This window comes from Microcoleus sp. FACHB-SPT15, from assembly GCF_014849525.1.
Classification (GTDB): domain Bacteria; phylum Cyanobacteriota; class Cyanobacteriia; order Cyanobacteriales; family Coleofasciculaceae; genus Symplocastrum; species Symplocastrum torsivum.
This window is the reverse complement of record NZ_JACJNU010000028.1, coordinates 163099-185067: the sequence shown is the minus strand read 5'-3', so window position 1 is coordinate 185067 and position 21969 is coordinate 163099. Positions and strand designations below refer to the sequence as shown.

13 protein-coding genes are annotated in these 21969 nt (G+C 45.4%); 7 read left to right on the top strand and 6 right to left on the bottom strand.

Going from position 1 to position 21969, the window contains the following annotated elements; all coding sequences use genetic code 11:
- Positions 1 to 129: 129 nt before the first annotated feature.
- Positions 130 to 1236, bottom strand: coding sequence for a DUF29 domain-containing protein (locus tag H6F98_RS34415; RefSeq protein WP_313929819.1), 1107 nt, complete (start codon positions 1234 to 1236; stop codon positions 130 to 132).
- A gap of 152 nt (positions 1237 to 1388) precedes the next feature.
- Between H6F98_RS34415 and H6F98_RS08995 the strand changes: the two genes are divergently transcribed.
- From H6F98_RS08995 to H6F98_RS08985, 3 genes are all read left to right on the top strand, one after another.
- A complete protein-coding gene (locus H6F98_RS08995) occupies positions 1389 to 1631 on the top strand; it encodes a hypothetical protein (protein ID WP_192218323.1) in 243 nt (80 codons plus the stop codon).
- 199 nt (positions 1632 to 1830) lie between these two features.
- Entirely contained in the window at positions 1831 to 2517 is a 687-nt protein-coding gene (locus tag H6F98_RS08990) for a LuxR C-terminal-related transcriptional regulator (protein WP_192218322.1), read from the top strand.
- A 145-nt stretch (positions 2518 to 2662) separates the two neighbouring features.
- Positions 2663 to 4408, top strand: a complete 1746-nt coding sequence (locus tag H6F98_RS08985; protein ID WP_192218321.1) for an NAD+ synthase — start codon at positions 2663 to 2665, stop codon at positions 4406 to 4408.
- 146 nt (positions 4409 to 4554) lie between these two features.
- Here H6F98_RS08985 and H6F98_RS08980 read toward each other — a convergent pair whose 3' ends face one another.
- Positions 4555 to 5418 carry an arginase family protein gene (locus tag H6F98_RS08980; protein WP_192218320.1) on the bottom strand — a complete coding sequence of 288 codons (864 nt, stop codon included), beginning with the start codon at positions 5416 to 5418 and terminating at the stop codon, positions 4555 to 4557.
- A gap of 296 nt (positions 5419 to 5714) precedes the next feature.
- Between H6F98_RS08980 and H6F98_RS08975 the strand changes: the two genes are divergently transcribed.
- Together H6F98_RS08975 and H6F98_RS34410 are read left to right on the top strand one after the other, a co-directional pair.
- Entirely contained in the window at positions 5715 to 8573 is a 2859-nt protein-coding gene (locus H6F98_RS08975; RefSeq protein ID WP_192218319.1) for a PAS domain S-box protein, read from the top strand.
- Positions 8574 to 8682: 109 nt separating this feature from the next.
- Positions 8683 to 10554 (top strand): PAS domain-containing sensor histidine kinase, encoded by a 1872-nt coding sequence (locus H6F98_RS34410; protein ID WP_192218318.1) that lies wholly within the window; start codon positions 8683 to 8685, stop codon positions 10552 to 10554.
- Between the two features lie 69 nt (positions 10555 to 10623).
- Here H6F98_RS34410 and H6F98_RS08965 read toward each other — a convergent pair whose 3' ends face one another.
- Complete coding sequence (locus H6F98_RS08965) at positions 10624 to 11418, bottom strand: DUF928 domain-containing protein (RefSeq protein ID WP_192218317.1); 795 nt, start codon at positions 11416 to 11418, stop codon at positions 10624 to 10626.
- Between the two features lie 474 nt (positions 11419 to 11892).
- On the opposite strand from H6F98_RS08965, the gene H6F98_RS08960 reads away from it, so the two are divergent.
- Positions 11893 to 14997: a CHAT domain-containing protein gene (locus H6F98_RS08960; protein WP_192218316.1), complete on the top strand. Its 3105-nt coding sequence runs from the start codon at positions 11893 to 11895 to the stop codon at positions 14995 to 14997.
- A gap of 80 nt (positions 14998 to 15077) precedes the next feature.
- Here H6F98_RS08960 and H6F98_RS08955 read toward each other — a convergent pair whose 3' ends face one another.
- Positions 15078 to 18341 carry a PAS domain S-box protein gene (locus H6F98_RS08955; RefSeq protein ID WP_206759646.1) on the bottom strand — a complete coding sequence of 1088 codons (3264 nt, stop codon included), beginning with the start codon at positions 18339 to 18341 and terminating at the stop codon, positions 15078 to 15080.
- Positions 18342 to 19107: 766 nt separating this feature from the next.
- Between H6F98_RS08955 and H6F98_RS08950 the strand changes: the two genes are divergently transcribed.
- Positions 19108 to 20028: a carbohydrate ABC transporter permease gene (locus H6F98_RS08950; RefSeq protein WP_192218314.1), complete on the top strand. Its 921-nt coding sequence runs from the start codon at positions 19108 to 19110 to the stop codon at positions 20026 to 20028.
- Positions 20029 to 20095: 67 nt separating this feature from the next.
- Here the strand turns inward: H6F98_RS08950 and H6F98_RS08945 are convergent, their stop codons facing one another.
- Complete coding sequence (locus H6F98_RS08945; RefSeq protein ID WP_192218313.1) at positions 20096 to 20440, bottom strand: hypothetical protein; 345 nt, start codon at positions 20438 to 20440, stop codon at positions 20096 to 20098.
- A gap of 227 nt (positions 20441 to 20667) precedes the next feature.
- The gene (eno, locus tag H6F98_RS08940) at positions 20668 to 21957 is read right to left on the bottom strand and encodes a phosphopyruvate hydratase (protein WP_192218312.1); all 1290 of its coding nucleotides are present in this window, start codon (positions 21955 to 21957) and stop codon (positions 20668 to 20670) included.
- Positions 21958 to 21969: the final 12 nt, after the last annotated feature.

Sequence of the window (21969 nt, the reverse complement as noted above, 5' to 3'; positions counted from 1 at the left end):
GAACGGCTTCGCCGAACCGGCGGAACGTCTCTACCAATGTTTAACCGGAATGGGTAATCGCTTCCGCGCTAGCTCCAAGCAACCTCTCTCCAACATGGACATCGCAGAGGAGTGATGCGAGCTTTTGCGTTACTCCCAGTCCTCACCAAATTCTTGACCAGGAAAAAACTTAGAGTTCAGTGCTTGCTCTGAAGAATAAGGACATTCTTTAGGAAAAGCCTTGTAGGTCAAGGAGGTTTCGCGGACGGCTAAACTTAAAGCAATCTGATAAGCATCTTCCATAGCTTCTAGTAGAAACGGCTTCAAGCTCGGATTTTCCTTAAGAAGTTTTAGAATCCAAAAGCGCTGTTCTCGGATTGTACTAAACCAGCTTTTTGAGCGCTCATTAGCCTGAAATTCCCATTTAAGTAGATGCCCTAACAAAACTCCTAAGCGGTTTTCTAATTGTTGCCGCTCCTGCCTGCCCAAAGATTCAATCTCCTCAATCAAATTTGGGACATCTAAGCAACTCCAGTTCTCTTGCCGAAGGAACTCGGTTTGCTGTTGTGTCCACATGTAAAAGTCAACTTCATATAGTTCAGGCAGTCCTGAAACATTTTCATCGACTGACAACTCAAGAGTATCTTCTTCCGTAACTTCTTGATTAAAAACCGAAGCTATAAAGTTTAAGCTTGCTTTCCTGAGGATCTCATAGCTCTCAGCTAGCTCGTAGACAAGCTCTTTTCCTATTGCTACATCCATTTCAGCTTTTTTGAGGATGTTCTGTAGAACATCCTGTACTAGGAAATCAAACTGCTTTTCAGGATCTTCTTGGGCAACGCCTATAATTAGCTCTTTTACCCAAACGTCAAAACTTTCTTGAAAAGCATTTGGTAGATCAACCCAAAATTCGTCAACGAAATTCTTTAATACTTCAAATTTTTGAGTTTTAGCTTCTCGGTAACGCCGAACGTTCAGAATACATCCCTGAACTTCACTAAGAGCTTGAGCCAACGCAATACTTTCGTTAGGAATGGTTTCTGAGCTAAGAATCCGTCTAGCGCGATCCATATGAGACCCTGCTTCGGCAAGATAAAGCTTGGTTTGCTGACTTAATTCAGACAAGACAGAAGTTTTTTCTAAACCTATGCTAAGAGACGGGCGTTCGTAACACGTCTCTAGATAGCGCTGAATAGCGTTAAGCCTAGTGTTATCCTTGTTCTCTCTCTTAACTACTTTTGCTAGTTCGCTAATCACCGACCTACCTCCTATAACAGTGCCTGAATCACAACACTGATGCTGCGATTTGAAACATCTGCACCTTCATCCTAGGCTCTTGCATACCTGCAAGTAAATCTCACGGGTATAGTCTTCACAATCTTCTCTTTAGCTAGAACCACAAAATCAGTATGATTGCGCTTGATTTAGTTTCTCCCTACAAATGGGTGCAACTCCGATTAATCGGAGGTTTCCAAGCCTTAGGCATGATTGAGACTGCCTTGGGCGTTGGCAACAGCAAGCCGAATGAATCAAACCTCTTGCAGCGGCTGGACAAAATTGAGCAGGGTATTTTCAATACCGAGCGCGAGAGAGCGCTACCCCCAGTCATTACCAAAGCAGAAGCTGCCGGATTTGAGCCAATCACATTTTAGCGATCGCCTTTTTGGACGTATCCTTCTTGATAAAGGGGGTAATCAACCCGGATTTGGTATTACTCGTTTAAACACCCCAGCGTAGTAGTAAGGTGGGCAGTGCCCACCCTACAGGTAGTTCTGCGAAAGTCCTGAACCTGTCTTTTGACAAAATCCTCTGTTCAACGCCATTCTATTGATTAGGATTGAGCAAACCATCATGGCAAATTCGTTGCAATTTCTGTTTCAAGCGATCGCTCAGGCACAGGATGAGCGAGAACTGCGTCAGTCTGTGATGGCAACGGTTGGTGAGTATTTCACCGCGACCCGTTGGGGACTCAGCTTCCTGGATGAATTTCCTGCGATCGATGCCAATACTCCAGGCATGATTAAATTGGCGTTATCGCTCGACTACAACCCTGTCTTGCGTTATCTAGTGGAACGTCACGCCCCAGTACATGAAGAAGTGATTCTGCCGCCCGGAATCTGGAAAACGATTTGTCCCCGTGCGGATCATGGGCATGTGATGATTGGGCCAATTGTCCACAGTGGTCAACTTGTGGGCGGCATTGCCTTCACCCGCCATCGAGACTATCCCGCATTTGATGCTCAGAATCTGGCAGATTTAAGCGCCCTCTGTCTGCATCTCTCGTCTCGATTAGCAGATTTGAGATCTCAACCCGTTGCCATGACTTCATTGAATTGCAAGCGGTTAACACCCCGCGAAGCTCAAATTGCAGAACTCGTAGCGCAAGGGTTAACCAGTGCAGAGATTGGTGCGGCGCTTTGGATTACAGAGAATACGGTGAAGCAAGCGTTGAAGCGAATGTTTCGGAAGTTGCAGGTTTCCTCTCGTGCTGAAATGGTAGCTCAACTGTCTGGCAATCAATTAGCGCGATCAGGCTGAGTGATCGCACTCAAGGCAGCTAGCAATTAGGTTCTTGGCTCTTTAATTACACTGGCAGCAATAGGCTTAATGTAATTTCTAAATTACCGGAATTTCCTGTGATTTCGATTTGAGGCTACAAAAGAACCCTAGCAACTCAACCCATATGAAACTTGCGATCGCACAACTCAATCCGACAATTGGTGACCTTTCTGGCAACGCCCAACAGATTCTGGAGGCGGCAAACCTTGCTGCCAATCAGGGGGTACGCCTCTTACTCACACCAGAAATATCCTTGTGTGGCTATCCACCACGAGACTTACTGCTAAATCCGGCTTTAGTGGAAGCAATGGCAACTACCCTGCAACAACTGGCAAAACAGCTTCCACCCTCTCTTGCTGTTTTAGTAGGGACAGTGACACCAAATCCCAAGGCCCATATCGCTGGTGGCAAGCCACTCTTTAACAGCATCGCCTTGGTAGAACAGGGCGTAGTGCAGCAGATTTTTCACAAACGACTGTTGCCTACCTACGATGTCTTTGATGACAATCGCTACTTTGAACCAGGGCTTCAGGCTAATTCTTTTACCCTTGATGGTGTCCGTATTGGTGTCACCATCTGCGAAGATTTGTGGAACGATGAGGAGTTTTGGGGCAAGCGGAATTATGCCGTCAATCCGATTGCAGACTTAGCCCACGAGGGTGTAGATATTATCGTCAATCTCTCAGGTTCACCTTATAGTGCTGGTAAGCAGCAACTTCGAGAGTCGATGTTGCGGCATGGTGCTGTCCGCTACCAGCAACCTATCGTTTACGCCAATCAGGTAGGGGGTAATGATGACTTGCTGTTTGATGGCAATAGCGTTGCCTTTAACCGTACTGGGGAAATAGTCTGTCACGCCCGTGCCTTTGAGACAGACTTAGTAGTTTTGGAATTTGATGAGCAAGAGCGAGACTTGCTACCGACAACAATAGCACCCGCACCCACCAGTCTTGACGAGGAAATTTGGTCAGCGTTGGTACTGGGTGTGCGTGACTATACTCGTAAGTGCCGCTTTAGTAAGGTTGTGATTGGTCTAAGTGGTGGGATAGATTCGGCATTGGTTGCTGCGATCGCATCTGTTGCATTGGGACGAGAGAATGTATTGGGTGTTCTCATGCCTTCTCCTTACAGTTCCGACCATTCAGTTAAAGATGCCCTTGCCCTCGCCGCTAATTTGGGCATCAAGACGCACACTTTGCCGATTGGGGAGTTGATGCAGGGATATGACCGTACCTTAGAATCGCTATTTGCGGGGACTGAGTTTGGTATTGCAGAGGAGAATATACAGTCGCGGATTCGAGGTAACTTGTTAATGGCGATCGCAAACAAGTTTGGCTACCTCCTCCTCTCCACAGGTAACAAGTCAGAAATGGCAGTGGGTTACTGCACCCTCTACGGCGATATGAATGGCGGCTTAGCTGTAATTGCCGATGTTCCCAAAACTCGCGTTTACTCCCTGTGCAAATGGCTCAATACTAGCGGAGTGGGAAAAATCCATCCAAATCAGCAACAAGAAATTATCCCAAGCAACATCCTCACCAAACCTCCGAGTGCAGAACTCAAGCCTGGGCAAGTTGACCAAGACTCTCTACCGTCCTATGACGTTCTGGATGATATCCTAGATCGGCTGCTTCACAAGCATCAAACACCTGCTCAAATCATTGAGGCAGGTCACGACCCTAGTATTGTGAACAAAGTGCTGCGGTTAGTTGCTGGGGCTGAATTTAAGCGTAGACAAGCCCCTCCAGGGTTGAAGGTTACTGACCGTGCCTTTGGTACTGGCTGGCGGATGCCAATTGCTAGTCGCCCTTTAGCTGTAAGTAGTGAGCAATCAGAAACTACCAAAAGCCTTCCTCAAACAGTTGCTTAATGGGTACAAGGGCAAGGGGAAAAGAGAGATTAATCCTTTCCCCTTTACCGAATCAGTATAATTAAGCAATTTTCCTATTCAAAGCTAGTGAAATTAAGCTAGCTGTCACGGTTTAACGACTAAGATGAGTGGCGGCATTGTAACTGTTATGTAACTGACAGAGACATCAAATTAACGCTTTCAAGGAGCTTGACAACTTCTAAAGCGGCTGATTTTTTAAGATTAGTAGGCAAAAATTCCAGCACACTAAAGCCAACTATATCAAAACTCTCTCTTAAACAAACTAACAGGTTCTTAAGCCTGTCTATATGTATTCCACCTGGTGTCGGGCAAGCCACATCAGGAAACTCTTCAGGCTCGATAACATCTAAGTCAAGATGGATGTACAGTTTATTAAAACCCGCTTTTTCCAACGTTGAGAATAGCGGCTCATGCTCCCCATCATTAATTACCTTGGCTGAAAATACAGATAAATCGCTTTGCTGAATAAAACTTCTTTCAGGTGAATCAAAATCTCTCGATCCAATAAGAAATACTTGATTTGAACGTAATGTTGAAAAAGCTTGCTCCACAATATCCGTGTTACCTTCCCCTAGTAAAACGCGCAATGGCATTCCATGAAAATGAGAACTAGGGGATGAACTTGGCGTGTTTAAATCTCCGTGAGCATCTAACCATAGGACAGCTAAGGCTTCGTCGTATCTCTTGTTGAGGAAAGAAACGGGGGCAATTTCAACACCGCAATCTCCTCCAACTGTTAGGATACGTTCTGGATTATGAGCTTGTATAACTCTACAAGCCTCTAAAAGTTGGGAAAAAATTTGGCTGTATCCAAGAATGCTCTCATCAATGGTTAGTGAATAAGTTAGAGACGTAGAAATCTCAGTAAAGGAAATTCTATCGTGCAGAGATTCGTAAAGAAGCTTGGCACCTTGATACAGATCAAACTTTCCTGAACCCTGCCACTGTGGGAAGAAGAGGTTCAAGGTTTCATGTAAAAGCTCTGACATGGATGGCTCACTTGATGCTAAATACTACTTCACCTTGCTCACCTAACGAATAAAGAATGTATTTATTTCTCTTTTTGTAGCTTGCTAATCATAGCGGTATTCCTTTTGAGGAATATTTTTATAAAAACCATAAGGTATTTCTATATTCAATAAACTTATTATTTTAAATAATTAAACATAAAATTAAATAATAATTTAATGTTTTTGGCAGTAGTGGGCTTGACAGAAAGGCAGATTAGCTTGCCCCACCGCAGGGTGTTTATAAAACCATGTATATCTAATCAAATTTTCCACAAGTGACTCACTCCCCGACTGGTCAAGAGGTACAGGCATTGCTGAAACACAGCGAAGAACGCTTTAGCGCTTTAATCGCTAATATTCCGGGGGCTGTGTACCACTGTGCTTACGACGAAGGTTTAGGGCGATCGCCTTTACGAACGATGGCTTTCTTTAGCGAAGCGATTGAAGAGATTTCTGGCTATCCGCCGAGTGACTTTATCAATAATCGTGTGCGATCTTTTACCAGTATTATCCACCCCCAAGATCGGGCGCGAGTTGAGCAGGCTGTTCGACAGGGTATGCAGGCTAAACAGCCTTACGTTATTGAGTACCGGATTGTTCGAGCTGATGGCAGTTTAGCTTGGGTCTATGACAAAGGACAAGGCATTTTCAGTGAGAAGGGGGAGGGAGAACCACAAGAGTTGCCTCTACAAATCAATGGGGTAATTTTGGACATCAGCGATCGCAAACAAGCTGAAGCCGATTTGCAGCGTACCCAAGTGTTTTTGAACTCTGTCGTTGAAAACCTACCTGTCGGAGTATTTATTAAAGATGCCGTTGACTTGCGATTCATGTACTGGAACAAAGCCAGTGAGGACGTATTTGGCTATTCCAGAGAAGACGTATTGGGCAAGAACGACTATGATTTTTTACCACACGAGCAAGCGCGATACCTACGTGCTAAAGACCGACAAATACTAACCGGAGGCAAGCTGGTAGAAAGCCGAGATACCCCCCTGATGACACCGCATCATGGAGAACGGCGCATACATACCAAGAAAATACCGTTGTTGGATGAAAGTGGTACTCCCCGGTATCTGTTAGGGATTTGCGAAGACATCACCGAGAGTAAGAAAGCTGAGGAGGGGCTGCGGGAATCAGAAAGTCATTACCGCCGCATCTTGGAAACGGCATCAGAAGGCATCTGGATGTTCGATGTGGACAGCAAGACGACCTTTGCTAACAGTCGTATTGCCGAGATGCTGGGCTATTCTGTCGAGGAAATGGTGGGGCGATCGCTTTTTGACTTCATGGATGAAGACAGTCGGATTCTAGCGCAAGCTTATGTAGAACGTCGCCGTCGAGGTATTCATGAACGACATGACTTCAAATTTCGCCGCAAGGATGGCTCTGATTTGTGGGCAATTGTCTCGGCTACGCCAATTTTAGACGCGGCGGGTGAGTTTATCGGTGTCTTGAGGATGATTACGGACATTAGCGATCGCAAACAAGTCGAGAATGCACTGCAAGCCTCGCACCAGCAATTAGTCCACATCCTAGAACGAATCACCGATGCCTTTTTTGCCCTCGATCATCAGTGGCAGTTCACGTATGTCAATGGAGAAGCCGAACGGATTTTTGACCGAAATCGGGAAGAACTGCGAGGGGTAAATATTTGGCAAGCATTGCCGGAAACGGTAGGTACGATCGTTGAACAGCAGTACCATAAAGCCAAGCTAGAGCAAATTCCTGTCATTTTTGAAGTGTTCTGCTCGCAGTGGAATAGCTGGTTTGAAGTGCGTGTCTATCCCTGTGCAGAAGGACTTTCCGTTTTCTGGCGTGACATTAGCGATCGTAAACAAGCAGAGAAAGCACTCCAAGACAGCGAACAGCGATTCCGCGCTACCTTCAATCAAGCGGCTGTTGGCATTGCTCATGCAAATTTAAAGGGTGAATTTCTCCGCATTAACCAAAAGTATTGTGACCTCTTAGGGTACACCCAGGAGGAAATGTTGACACAAACTTTCCAGGATATTACCCACCCAGACGACGCAGATGCCGATGTCTCGCAAATTTCTGAGCTATTAGCCGGGAATATTCAGATGTACTCAATGGAGAAACGCTACATCGCTCGAAGTGGTTCGTTTATTTGGGTTAACCTCACTGTCTCGCTGCGGCGTAGTTCACTGGGCATCCCAAAGTATTTTATTGCAGTGGTGCAGGATATTAGCAATAAGAAACAAGCAGAGGAAGCCTTGCGGCGATCTGAGAGCGAGTTGAGAACCAAAAACCAACAGCTTCAGCAAACCTTACACCAACTCAAACAAACCCAAGCCCAGCTAATTCAAAATGAAAAAATGATCGGTCTTGGTCAAATGGTTGCGGGTATTGCCCACGAAATCAACAATCCGATCAGCTTCATCTACGGGAATATCGCCTACGCCCGTGAATATGCCTCTGACTTGCTGCATCTAGTACAACTTTATGCCAAGCACTATCCGGAAGCTGTGCCAGAAATCCAGCAACAGATTGCTGCACTTGACTTTGAGTTCTTAAAAGCAGACTTCCCGAAACTGCTTGAGTCAATGAGACAGGGCGCAAAGCGCATCCGTTCAATTGTCCTTTCTCTACGCAACTTCTCCCGTCTGGATGAAGCAGACATGAAGAAGGTTGATATTCATGAAGGCATCAGTAGTACCCTGCTAATCTTGCAGCATCGACTGAAAAAACACCCTTCATCGCCTGAAATTCAGGTGATTCAAGAGTATAGTCAATTACCGATGGTTGAGTGTTACCCTAGCCAACTCAATCAAGTGTTTATGAATATCCTGAATAATGCTATTGATGCCCTAGAAACGCAGCCTTGTTCGCCAATGATCGCAATCCGTACCGAAGTCAAGCATGAAGGCGGAGTCATTCATCCTTCCCATGTGGTGATTAGGATTTCTGACAATGGTTCTGGTATCCCAGAAGATGTGAAACAACGTATTTTTGATCCCTTCTTCACTACTAAACCTGTCGGTGTCGGCACGGGTTTGGGACTATCGATCGCTCACTCAATTATTGTTGAAAAACACGGTGGTCAGCTAACTTGTATTTCAACACCAGGGCAAGGAACAGAATTTGCGATCGAGTTGCCCATACAGCCAATATAGTATCTACAACCCCCAAGCTAACCTTAAATTGCCACAATGATAGCTGTGCGCCCCTACGGGGGATATGGGAAGACTACGATTATGGCTTACGGAATGGAGATAGAAATCCGTGCGAACCAGTGATCAAATTAAGGCAGAAATCGAGGAAAAATTTGGTTTCTTCCCTCCGTTCTTTACACCAGCACTAGAAACTCCACAGGTGCTGGAAAACTTATGGCAACAAACACTTTCGGCTTACGTTGGTAATCCTCTATCGCCTCTTTTCAAGGAAAAGATCTCTGCGTACCTCTCACGTTATTGTCCTGTTCCTTACTGCATGATTTGCCATAGTTGTTCTTTACGCCCTCTAGGAGTCAGGGCACGGGAGGTACTGCAACTGTTGGAATCACCACCACCAACGGAAGCTGAAATTGATGAACACCTCAGTCGGCTAGCTGCCTATCCGGATGGCTTGACGACTTTACCAAAAGCAAACTCGGCACTGGAAGAAAGTCTCCTCTACTGTTCAATCTTTATTGCTATGGAACGAGAGGAGGCTGAGTACTGCCGGAGTGAGCTTCGCCGCATTTTGGGACAAGTCAATTACCAGCACTTAGTTTCGTTTATCGCTTATGTGAGGACTTGTCATGCGTGGATGGAGGCCCACCCGGAAATTGCCTATCAATACGAAGCTGACAAGCGAGTACAGGAGCATTTAGGAGTACTACTGGCAGACGAACCTACTTTAATTGACTTCTTTGATAACTACACCGAGACAGTCAAGCGTGAACGCCAAACTTGGGCAGAACGAATGGCGACAATCGCAGAACGCAAGCGGAATGAAGAAGCCTTGCGCCAGAGTGAGAGGAAGTATCGCTCTGTCGTTGATGGCATCAAAGAGGTAATTTTCCAAACCGATATCAAGGGTAGATGGACGTTTCTCAATCCAGCTTGGGGTGAAATTACCGGATTTTCGCTTGAACAAAGCTTAGGTAAAGCATTTATAGACTACGTTCACCCAGATGATTGTCAACTTAGTCGAGAGCAATTCTACTCCTTAGTTTCAGGTCAAAAAAACTTCTGTCGCTATGAAGTTCGTTATCTAACAGTAGACGGTGGTTTTCGCTGGCTCGAAGTTGAGGCGCGGTTAACCTTCAATCCTGACAGTACCCTTCTTGGCACATCCGGTATCCTTTATGACATCACTGAGCGTAAACAGGCAGAAGCAGAAATCCGTAACGCGCTTCAAAAAGAAAAGGAACTGAATGAACTCAAATCTTGCTTCGTCTCTACCACATCCCACGAGTTCCGCACTCCACTCACAACAATTTTAAGTTCAGCCGAATTGCTGGAACACTATAGCCAGAAATGGAGTGAGGACAAAAAACGCAGCCATCTCCAGCGCATTCAAAATATGGTTCAACACATGACTCAATTGTTGAACGATGTCTTACTCATTGGCAAAGCCGAAGCAGGTAAATTGGAGTTTAATCCAACTCCCCTTGATTTGGAACAGTTTTGTCTGAATTTGGTGGAAGAGTTCCAATTGGGAAAAGCCAGCACCCAAGATGCCACCACGAGAGCTTCTGTTGTCTTTGTGTCTGGGCAAAACCTCAATAGCGGTGCTTCAGGAGAGCTAGCGTTGCTTAGTAAGCCAGTATCCACTTGTATGGATGAAAAATTGCTGCGGCACATCTTTAGCAATTTGCTCTCAAACGCCATCAAATACTCACCAAGTGGCGGTACTGTACGGTGGGAACTGAATCTAACCGATACAGAGGCAATCTTCCAGATTCAAGATCAGGGTATTGGTATTCCCCCAGAAGACCAAGCACGATTGTTTGAATCGTTTCATCGAGCAAGCAATGTCGGTCAAATCCCTGGTACGGGATTAGGACTGGCAATCGTCAAAAAGGCAGTAGATCTACACAAGGGAACGATTCAGGTTAGGAGTGAAGTTGGAGACGGCACTACGTTTATAGTCACTTTGCCGTTGCCGTAAAACTATCGACCTCCAAATTTTCAACGTTTTGAGTGCCGAATGAGTGACGAAGCTAGCCTATTCGTTCCTTTAATTGACTTGTTGAGAAGGAAGTCCTTGCAATCCGACTGAAGTCAGTAGTTTATTAAAAGCATTTGTCAGATCATAGCTATTTGGGCGATCGCGTTGTAATTCAACTAAAGTAGCTAGTGTCTCATACCATAGCCGCTTGTTGGCATACAGAGCGATACGCTCTTGGGGTGTTGCTTGTTGGACTCGACGTGCGAAAGTTGGGTCAGGTTGAACTCGCTTAATTCCACCACCAGCAAAAATATCTATATCGCGGTTTGTCGGACTACAAACCAAAGCTAACGTCCAGAAGTACTCCTGATTTAGCTTCAATGGAGGTAAGTTAGCAAAAGCAGGAAGACTAAGACTCATGATGCCGGGACTACCGACCACTGTGTTATCCGCAGACTTCGCCAATGTATATGTGGTCGAGTAAATCTCCTCTTGATTGGCATCTCTCAGCACAAAGTCTAGCTGGCTTGCTACTGTTTTGGGCATATACCAGAAGACGGTTGGATACTCAGCCATGGTTTCTCCAAAGCCAGACTCTGGAACTAAAGCGATGAGTGAACCCGTATCTGTGATACACGGCTTAGGACTCCGTGTTGCTCCACCCAGCCTATTCACAGGAGGCGGACCACTCGTTGGTGGGGTGAAAGTATTTTCCCACTCAGTTGGCAACTTGCCACTGATTGAGTCAGTTCTCAATTGAGGTTGTATTTGTGCAGGAGTATTGACTGCAATCCCTATTGCTAAACTCACCGCTAGCAGTGTCGTTAGAATTATGAACCGTGATGAGCGTTTAAACCAAGCCATAAGCTATGCGTTCTCTAGAAAGCAGGGTCTTTTTATTAAGATGGCAGAACAAAAGCCTAATGACAAAGTTTGTATGTAATTTAAGTCACACAACTTTAAATTATCCTCTCTATAGGGTTATTGAAAATTAACACTTTTCTTAATTTATAAAGCTTAATCTTCAATGACTAGGAAGAAAATTAATATCAAGGGATTAATTTCAACTGAAATGCCAAAATTGGCTAAAAATTAGGCAATCTACTGGCATCTATCGTTTCCTAAAGAGTCACAATACTAAACTTTTTTATGTATATTTTTTAAGTAGCTAGGCTAAATCTACGTATGTCTACCCCCCAAGTTGTAGCCTTTAGACAACAGCGTAGAAGCTGACAATAGATAATTCTTGCTCTAGGTAGATTCAAGAATGTTTTATGGAGCCTATATACTACTCAAGCCCGCCATACTTCCATGTTGGCTTGTAATAGGACTCATTATATGCCTTCCCCTCTAAAGTATCTTAGCTTTGCAGTAGCTACCTTGATTTTGACCTTCATTTCTGAGCGATCGCTCATTGGCGCGACTGTTAACAACGTTGCTTATCGCTCACTCGCACTATCCGAGCAAACTAATTCTAGGTTGCCCGTACAAGCGTCTGACTTGGAGGCAGAGCGACTATTTCGAGAAGGTGTTGAGCAGTTAGATAGAGAGCAAAGGCTAGAAGCAAGACAGAGTTTCGAGCAAGCTCTGGACATAGAGCGGAAATTGGGTGAACCCGAAATCGAGGATGAGGCTGGTAGGATACAGGCTATTGAAGAACTCCGAAGCTGGGTAGCAATTTATACTCCCCTCAAAGACGCAAACGACACTGTTGAATTTTCCAAAACAACTCTAGCGTTAGCACGGGAACAAAAAGACCGTGATAAAGAATTAGAAGCTTTAATCACGCTAGGGGATGCTTACATTTCTTTAGGCGAATATGAGCAAGCTGTAGAGTCTGCCAGAGCTAGCGTGACTCTTGCCCAAGAACTGCAAAATCTTCAAGCTAAGGCATCCGCTTTCATTACGTTAGCCAGCGCTTATGAGTCCCTCGCTTCAAGTAAGAGTGAGTATCAAAAAGCAACAAAGGCAGCAATCTCAGGCTTGACAACAGCGTGGAAAATTAAAGACCACTTTTCAGAAATGAAAGCACTAGCAATTCTTAGTAGTGTTTATAGCTCAATCAGTGAGGAGCAGAACGCTATTATTTTTGCCAAACAAGCTTTGAAGGTTGCCAAAGTAAACAATATCTCTAATCCGCTTGCACCTCCGTTATTAACACTTGCTGGTGTTTACCTCAAGGAACAAAACTACAAAAACGTCATTGCATCAACCGAGAAAGGAATTATTTCTTTACAAGATCTGCAACAGCCTGAGACAGAAGGTGCCGCTTCAGTAATGCAGAGTTTGGCTTATTTCGCAACAGAAAACTATCAACAGTCTCTTGACTTGGCAGAACGTGGACTCGCGATCGCACAAGACGTTGAAAGTCCATTAGTTGAAGCCTTAGCTTTGATTGTTTTGAGCTTAAATTACTCCGAAGGCAGAGATTTAGAAAAAGCGCTTGAGCTGATTAATGAAAGTCGCAATATTGCCAAAGAAAAAGATAACCCTGAGTTAGAAGCATTAACACTGGAAGTTCGCGCCGAAATCTACAGAAATGCACAACAAAAAGAATCGGCGATCGCATCTTATCAAGAAGCCCTTTCAATTACAGATAGCTTTAGTGCTTTAGCAGGTATCGCTCGCCTTTACCAGGAATCCAACCTGTTAGCAACCGCTATTACTTATTACAAGCAAGCCGTTAACAAGAATGAAGCACAAGAACGTCGGGTGATTCCTGGATTACCCAGCTGGCTAGAAGAATCGTTTGGGCAAGGAATTCAAAATATCAATGGATTGCAAAGTACCGAAGTCTATCGCTCCTTAACCAGCTTACTGCTGCTAGAAAACCGCAGGCTAGAAGCTCAGCAAGTCTTAGAACTCCTCAAAGGGCAGGAGTTACGCGAATATACAGGTGACCCCGAAGTCAACTTTACAGAAAGCGGTGAACCTGCAACGTTGACCATCACACCCACTGAAGAGCAGATTATTAGGGGATATGGTAGCTTAATCAGCTTTGGGTATCAGCTCAATGAATGTCAGCAAAATCGTTGCCCCCAATTGGAGGAACTGCTGGAACAACGGGAGAGTTTAACAAAGCAATATTATCAAGCAATTGGGCGGCTAGAAACAGTTATTCAGGATAACAAAGAAACGGATGAAGCCTTCGTTGACCCTAGCCAGTTTGCTCTCAAAGCCCAAAGCATTGTTGAAGCTCAACCGAATACGGTACTGATTTATCCTTTGGTAATGGAAGATAAACTCTGGCTTTTGTGGGCATCCAAAGGCGGTATTCTCAAAAGTGTGGAAGTTTCGGGTGTCAGTCAAGCAGAGTTGGAAGTTACAGCTTTAAGGTTTCGCCAGTTATTGCAAAATCGTCTTTCCAATCTTGAAGAGGTGCAAGCGACAGGAAAGCAATTGTATGACTGGCTGGTCAAACCGTTGGAACAGGAACTACAAGCGAATAATATTAAAAATCTTGTGTTCTCGCTAGATCGCTCAGCTCGTTATATACCAATGGCAACGCTGTTTGACGGGGAAAAGTACCTAATTGAAACCTACAGCATTTCAACCCTGGTATCAGCCAATTTGACCAAGACACAATTGCCCATACAAGAGCAAAAGCTAGCGGGACGTCCCTTCAACTTTCAGCGTGTTAATGCTAGCGCAGGAGAACGCATTCCAGCGATTCCAGATCAGCAAGAGATGCGGCTGCTTGCAATGGGAGTATCGGAAGCGGTGGGAGGATTTCAAGCCCTGCCCAGTGTGATAGACGAGTTAGATGTGATCGTGCGGCGAGATAGTCTTGATCCCAAGGGAATTTATCCAGGTCAAGAATTCCTCAATCAGGACTTTAACTTTTTTACTTTACGAGACAACTTACTGAATCACGAGTTGCTACATATCGCGACTCATAGCGAATTTGTACCTGGACGAGCGAATCAGTCCTATCTACTACTGGGTACAGGTGAGAAGCTGGCAATTCCTACTATTAAAACTTGGCTCGATTTGCGTAATATCAATACCGTGGTGCTATCGGCTTGTGAAACCGCATTGGGCGGCCCCGGATTGGATGGTAGAGAGATTGCTGCCATTGGCTACTACTTTCTCAAAAGCGGAGCAAGCAATGTAGTTGCCTCGTTATGGAACGTGGATGATCAAAGTACGCGCATTTTGATGGAGCAATTTTATGAAAACTTATCCAAAGGAACGCCAGACTCACCTGTAATGAAAGCCAAAGCCCTCCGTCAAGCCCAACTGCGACTACTCAATGGCGGCAATCCAACCGATCCAGGTTTATCTCGATTGGGTCAAGCACCAAGGGTGAATGCCCCTCAGCGATCGCAATCTGCTGAGCAAGAGGAAGAAAATCTCCCACCCACTTCTAACACCTCTAACAGGAGTCCCTTTCGTCATCCTTACTATTGGTCGCCCTTCATTCTCATGGGGAGTGGAATGTAGCGCCTAGCAGAAAGCCGTCAGCTACCAGCTTTTTTGTTTTCCCTGCTATGTCTCTGGTTTCACACACCTCCTGCTGTACCTCATCTCTCCAGGAAACTGCTATAACGCTCTTCGTGCCGGGTTGTATCAAACACCTCGTAACGTCCCTTTCCTAATGCCTTTGCACGATACAACGCTGTGTCTGCATAACGCAGAAAGTCTTCTGGTTTTTCGTAATCAGTTGTACAGGCACCTTTAGGCACTTCTTGACTGAGGACGATGCCAATACTCGCTGCCGTGAAAACTTCGTGTCCATCCAAATAAAATGGTGCGCTCAACTCCTGATGAATCCGTTGAGCAACACAGATTGCGGGGTTAATATCTTCAATACTTTCAAGCAGGATGGTGAACTCATCTCCCCCTAAGCGGGCTACAGTATCTTCGGTACGCAGACAGGCTTCTAAGCGACGTGCGATCGCAATTAACAACTGATCTCCCACCAAATGCCCCAAGCTGTCGTTAACACTTTTGAAGCGGTCTAGATCTAAAAATAAAACAGCAAATCGATACTCAGGGTGTCGTTTAGCTCGCTCTACAGCATGGCTTAAGCGATCCATAAATAATGCACGATTTGGTAATCCTGTCAAGATGTCATGAAATGCCCGTTCATGTAGCTGTTCTTTCGCCAGCTTTCGCTCTGTGATGTCTTCAACCGTGCCTTCGTAGTACAGCAGTTCACCACTGTGAGGGTCGCGAACCGCACGGGCATTTTCCGCAATCCAAATTACACTACCATCTTTGCGATAAACCTGAGCTTCAAAACCTGAGACAGCATCGTTTTCTTGCAGTAGACGAGTAAACTCAGCACGTCGGTACGGCTCGACATAAAGCTGATGCCCAATATTCGTCAAATGTGCCATCAGCTCAGCAGGAGATGAATAGCCATACAACCGTGCTAATGCCGGATTGGCACAGAGGTAGTATCCGTCAACCGTCGATTGGAAAATTCCTTCCAAGGCATTCTCAAAAATACTACGATATTTCGCTTCAGCTTGTTGTAAGGCTTCTTCAAAGCGTTTGCGCTCCGTGATGTCGGTGATAAAGCCTTCAATACCTAGAGCCTTACCCGTACTATCAAATACTCCATGCCCTTTTTCCCACACCCACTTCTCGTGACCGGATTTTGTGCGAATGCGATACTCCACCACATACGGTTGTTTTTGAGCCACACCTGTCTTAATCGCTGCTAAGACGTTTGGTAAGTCTTCCTTGTGAGTAATGCTATTGAAGGAAACTGCCCGATTTCCCATTAATTCTTCACTTTTGTAACCCGTAAGCGTCAGGCAGCCTTCGCTCAGGTAGGTCATCGCCCCATCAGGGTCACTCGTACAGGAGAAAACTATTCCCGGCAGAGCATCAATCAAACTTGCAAGGCGCCGTTGGCTCTCCCGCAGGGCTACCTCGATTTGCTTACGCTGAAGCACAGCGCCCAACTGAGCGGCTACGGCTGTAATTAGCTCTACTAATCGTCGGTCTTCTTGACGGGATTCAAACATGAAAAAGGTCAGCACTGCCAACACTTGGTCATCCGCCAGAATCGGCACACCAAATCCTGCTTTCAGTCCATAGCCTTTTGCCACACGGGAGCGAACAAAAAAGGTATCTGGCTCAAGAGAAACATCTTGAATCCACACAGGTTGCTGCAATGACCAAACTTGTCCTGGCAATCCTGCATTCGGTGCAAACGTAAAGTCTTCACTGTAGTCCTGAAAATCACTTAAGGGATTGGGAATTGGGTGAGGCTGATTCTCAGAGGTTACCTCCAAAAAGCTCTGATCTCCATTCCCTTGCCTACTGCACCAAGCTGTTGAGAATTCTAAAACTGTGCCGTTAGCACTTTTTACCCAAGCTTCCCCAAAATCCCAGCGAGTTGCTTCACAAACCTTATTCAGAGCAACAGAGAGCGCCGATTGAAAATCAGGGGCTTCACTAATCGCTTGGGTCATAGTTTGCAACAGTTGAATTTCTTCTTCTGCCCGCTTGCGCTCTGTGATATCTAACATAACCCCTTGAAGGAAAAGAGGTTGACCCGCATCGTCAGTTATCACGACAGCCTCATCTCGGAGCCATACGACTGCGCCTGTATGAGTTAGGAGACGATATTCCCGGACAAAGGATTCACCTGGGGTATGGCTATGAGCCAACTGCGCTAATACGTGGTGCCTGATAGCGGCTTCACTTTTGCGATCGCTAGGGTGAATTCGTTGATACCATAAGTCAGAATTTGCCCACCACTCCATCTGGGAATATCCCAGTAGGGCTTCGATTTGGGGGCTGATGTAGAGTGTGGAACTCGTTTCATCAAGCGCCGCAATATAGGTAACGGCTGGAATTCGCTCTACTAGCTCGCGATACTTGGCTTCTGATGTCCACAGCGCCTCTTGTGCTTCGAGTTCGGTAATGTTGGTCAAGATACCCATCGAGCCAACAGGCTTTCCTTCGGCATCAAAAATTGGAGTACCACTGATCAAGATTGATAGGACTGCTCCTGACTTTCGCCGCATCTGGATTTCGTATTTGTCGTAAAGCCCTTGCTTGCATTGTTCACTTTTTGTTTGCAAGAGGTTATGATCCGCTTCAGTAGCGGCAAGGTCCTGTTCGTATCTCCCAATCAACTCGTCCTTGGTGTAGCCCAAGATTTCGCAATAACGGTCATTTACAAACTGAATCCGGTTGTTGTTATCGACAATTACCACTCCCTCATTCATCCGTTCGATGAGGGTGCGGTATTTCAATTCACTTGCCCGTAGTTCTTCCTCTGCACGTTCTTCGCTTTGCTGCTGTGGTTCGCTGTTGTTTGTGGGATCAAAGGCAGTGACGAGGTTCACTAGTCGCTGCTGGAGTACCTTGGTTGTTTGCTTGTATTCAGTAATCTTATGAAAGATGCCCAAGAGTGCGGGTTCGCCGTCAAAGTCTAGCAATTGTAGTGAGGCAGAACACCATAAGGATGTACCATCTGTATGCTGCATTCTGAGTTCGTAATTGCGAAGGTTCCCTTGAGTAGCGAGAATTTCTAGTATTCTCTGTCGGTCTGCTGGGTTGTGGTAGAAATCTAAGGTTTGCTGAGAATTTTGCGATCGCCAAATATAAGCCTCAGCACCTTCACTCATCAGTTCGACAGCCAGACCAAAAGTAGTGCAATAATCCTTGTTGGCGTACAAAATAACACCGTCTGCTAACCGGGAAACAACTAAGGGCGCTGGTATTAGCTTAAATAGGGCTGGAATCTCACCCCCTATAGTTGATGTCTTGGGTGTAGCTGAAAAAAGTTCCAGTCTAGTCGTCGCTGGTTCCACTACTATCATTTGCTCAAGTAAGCTATTGTGCCTTCTCTTTAAACGCTCCACGGCTTTTCGCTTTTCAATGTGTTGTGGATTAATGCCATCTTCCAATTACTGAGATTTTGCTGCAGTCTCAAATCGCCAATCTTGATAAATTTGACAGCATTGCTAACGATAGATAGCACAGTGAAGTAATGAAGTTTTTGACGTAAACCGTAGGAGGCAAGGTGTCTCTAACGCTTAGGGAACAATCCTGCAAAATCTGTGTATGCTGAGCTAGCCTCAAGAGGTTTCGCTTGATTGTTGACGGTTAGGAGTTGGTACGGACTAGACATCGGCTTGACTCTGAATTCATTGATTCAGAAGCTAAAACGGTCAATTCCTTCCCTGGCTACGTTTCACTTCTCCCGTTTGGATGCAGAATCCTGTATTCTAACTCCCTGACTCAACCCGTGTTTATTAACGCGCACCCAGTTATTAGACGTAGTTGCATTCAGTCGTAGTATCTGACATGGGGAAACGGAGAATAGGGTGCTATGCTCTCGTGCATCGCCGCATTTCTCCATCTGGAGCGTCGAGTACTACCTTTGAGTGCAACTTGATATAACTGATCAAACAATAATTACACTATGTCAACCCTTGGTAAACAGTTAAGTAGATTACAGTTCTTGCCAACACTGATGAGCTGCACTTCAAATTAGACCTAGGCATTACTAGAAGATGCAAGTAAGCTTTAACTCACGGCTGTTCTATGTGATTTAATAATTTTTTTAACAAGTTATTTGGTTGAATGCAAAAAGATTTAATTCTTAACAAACGACACCTGACTCCTTACCTATTTTTATTGCCTGCCCTGTTGGTGCTGGGGCTAAGTGTCTTCTGGCCAGCTCTACAAGCTTTTTATCTGAGTTTTACGCAATATGAATACGATCTCACCCAGGCACCGAAGTGGATAGGTTTAGCCAACTTCCAACGCCTCTGGGCAGATGCCGTTTTTTGGCGAACCTTGGGAAACACATTGCTTTATCTGCTAGGTGTTGTGCCAATCTTAGTAGTCGTTCCCCTATTTTTAGCCGTTTTGGTAAACCAGAAGCTACGAGGAATTAGCTGGTTTCGGGCTTCTTTTTATACACCTGTAGTGATTTCCATGGTTGTGGCGGGGATTGCCTGGAAGTGGCTTTATGCAGAAACAGGGCTTTTTAATCAACTACTCAAACAACTGGGTTTTGGGGCAGGTATTCCTTGGTTAACGAGTCCCGATTGGGCGATTTTTAGTGTGATGGCAGTAACCGTGTGGAAGGGATTGGGCTACTACATGGTGATTTACCTGGCTGGCTTGCAATCAATTCCGGCTGAACTGTATGAAGCGGCTGCGATTGATGGTTCCGATGGCTACTTGAAGCACTGGGACATCACGGTGCCATTGATGCGACCTTATTTGGTATTGGTGGCAGTAATTTCTGCAATTTCTGCGACAAAGGTGTTTGAAGAAGTCTACATCATGACTCAGGGGGGGCCACGTAATAGTTCTAAGACGGTTGTTTACTATCTATATGAGCAAGCGTTCTCCGATTTAGAGATGAGTTATGCTTGCACGATTGGATTAGTTTTGTTTTTGGTGATTTTGGGCTTGTCGATTTTGAACCTGAAGCTTTCCCAAGAACGCGATCGCCAAGCCTCTACGTTGAGTACAGTCACTAAGGGGGATTAGGGGGATCGCCACATAAGGCAACCAGGCAAGCTTTTATTATTTACTTGATGAATTACCTCTAACTCGACTACTTGCCATCGCTTTTAATGACTGGCTGAATTTTCCCTTGCCATTTAGCGTTATCTGAGCAAGCAATCATCTCTAAGTTAGCAATGCGCTCTTTGAACTCCTTAACCCGATCGGATGCCTCATTGCGACTCTGAGATTTTTTGTCAGAGGATTGCCAAACTGCTACTGTACTCACAGCCGCCGCAGAAACTATAGCGAGAGAAATAACAGTTCCACGGTTAGTGTCATTTGAAAGCGGAAGACAAATCGCCAACATCCCAGTAGCGAATCCCCAAATTATTGAGGTTGCAGGTAGACGGATATCCATAGAGCTTTTTGAGGCTTTTTCAGATGGCAGTGTCATGGATTTGTCCTCATATTGGCGGTTTGGCTAGCAATTTATCAAACAATACTATTTAGGGGAGTCTACTAAAGACAGAGTTAGGAACCTGTCACCGGAGGCAGTAGCACCACAATTATGTAGGTTGGGTTGAGTGTAGAACAAACTATCGCTGAGTAAGCCTTTTTTAGGCAAGGCTGACGCTCTCCCAACCTACAATCTCTTCTAACTGAGAAGTCTTGGACTGAATTCTACTTCGGTCCCATGCCGATTTTCCCGGCATAGACAGCGCGATCGCCTAATTCATCTTCAATCCGCAACAAGCGGTTATACTTGGCAACTCGTTCGCTACGGCACAATGAACCTGTCTTAATTTGACCGGCACGGGTAGCTACTGCTAAATCTGCGATCGTTGTATCTTCCGTTTCTCCAGAACGGTGGCTAATCACAGAACGGAACCCGTTGCGGGTTGCTAGATCAATCGTTTCTAGGGTTTCCGTCAAAGAACCGATTTGATTGAGTTTAATCAAGATCGAGTTACCCGCACTTAACTCAATTCCTTTTTGCAACCTTGTTGGGTTCGTAACAAAAAGGTCATCACCAACTAACTGAATACGTGAACCTAACTTCTGAGTCAATAGCTGCCAATTCTCCCAATCCTCTTCATGCAACCCGTCTTCAATCGAAATAATCGGGAACTGCCCTACCAGTCCATCCATGTAATCAATAAATTCCTGTGGTGAGTGAGATGCGCCATCGTAGACATACTGACCTTCTTTATAGAACTCACTCGCCGCTACATCCATTGCTAAGGCAATTTCTTCCCCTGGCTTGTACCCAGCCGTTTCAATCGCCGCAATCAGCAATTCCAACGCTGCTTTGTTCGATTCCAAATTAGGAGCAAAGCCACCTTCATCACCAACACCTGTCAGCAACTTTTTATCCTTCAAAACCTTGGCTAGTGCTGCAAACACCTCAGCACCCCAACGTAATGCCTCCCGAAATGTCTCTGCCCCCACAGGTACAATCATGAACTCCTGAAAATCCACGTTATTATCCGCATGGGCACCACCATTGATGACGTTCATTAATGGGACGGGTAATACATTAGAAAGTGGCCCACCCAAATAGCGATAGAGGGGAAGCGCTAAGTCATCAGCCGCCGCCTTAGCTGTTGCTAGCGACACAGCGAGTATTGCATTTGCGCCCAAGTTCTTTTTGTTTGGGGAACCATCTCGATGAATCATTTTCAGGTCAACCGAGGCTTGGTCAAGTGCATCCATCCCCAATAATTCAGGAATAATTTTCTCCTTAATATTCCGTACTGCAATCAGTACCCCTTTACCGCCGTAGCGCCGTGAGTCATCATCCCGCAATTCGTGAGCTTCAAAGGTACCCGTCGAGGCTCCACTAGGAACTTGAGCTAATCCTACTGCACCTGTCGCCAAGCGCACTTCTGCTTCAACAGTGGGGCGTCCCCGTGAGTCTAAAATCTCTCTGGCATCAATCGCCTCAATGGCAGTTTCTGGCTTGTCTAACATATATCCTCCTGT

Bases quoted from the DNA above. Each gene is read 5' to 3' on its own strand.
- H6F98_RS08950 (WP_192218314.1), top strand. From the start codon at position 19,108: ATGCAAAAAGATTTAATTCTTAACAAACGACACCTGACTCCTTACCTA.
- H6F98_RS08980 (WP_192218320.1), bottom strand. From the start codon at position 5,418: ATGTCAGAGCTTTTACATGAAACCTTGAACCTCTTCTTCCCACAGTGG.
- eno (WP_192218312.1), bottom strand. From the start codon at position 21,957: ATGTTAGACAAGCCAGAAACTGCCATTGAGGCGATTGATGCCAGAGAG.
- H6F98_RS08960 (WP_192218316.1), top strand. From the start codon at position 11,893: ATGCCTTCCCCTCTAAAGTATCTTAGCTTTGCAGTAGCTACCTTGATT.
- H6F98_RS08995 (WP_192218323.1), top strand. From the start codon at position 1,389: ATGATTGCGCTTGATTTAGTTTCTCCCTACAAATGGGTGCAACTCCGA.
- H6F98_RS08965 (WP_192218317.1), bottom strand. From the start codon at position 11,418: ATGGCTTGGTTTAAACGCTCATCACGGTTCATAATTCTAACGACACTG.
- H6F98_RS08955 (WP_206759646.1), bottom strand. From the start codon at position 18,341: ATGATAGTAGTGGAACCAGCGACGACTAGACTGGAACTTTTTTCAGCT.
- H6F98_RS08945 (WP_192218313.1), bottom strand. From the start codon at position 20,440: ATGACACTGCCATCTGAAAAAGCCTCAAAAAGCTCTATGGATATCCGT.
- H6F98_RS08985 (WP_192218321.1), top strand. From the start codon at position 2,663: ATGAAACTTGCGATCGCACAACTCAATCCGACAATTGGTGACCTTTCT.
- H6F98_RS08990 (WP_192218322.1), top strand. From the start codon at position 1,831: ATGGCAAATTCGTTGCAATTTCTGTTTCAAGCGATCGCTCAGGCACAG.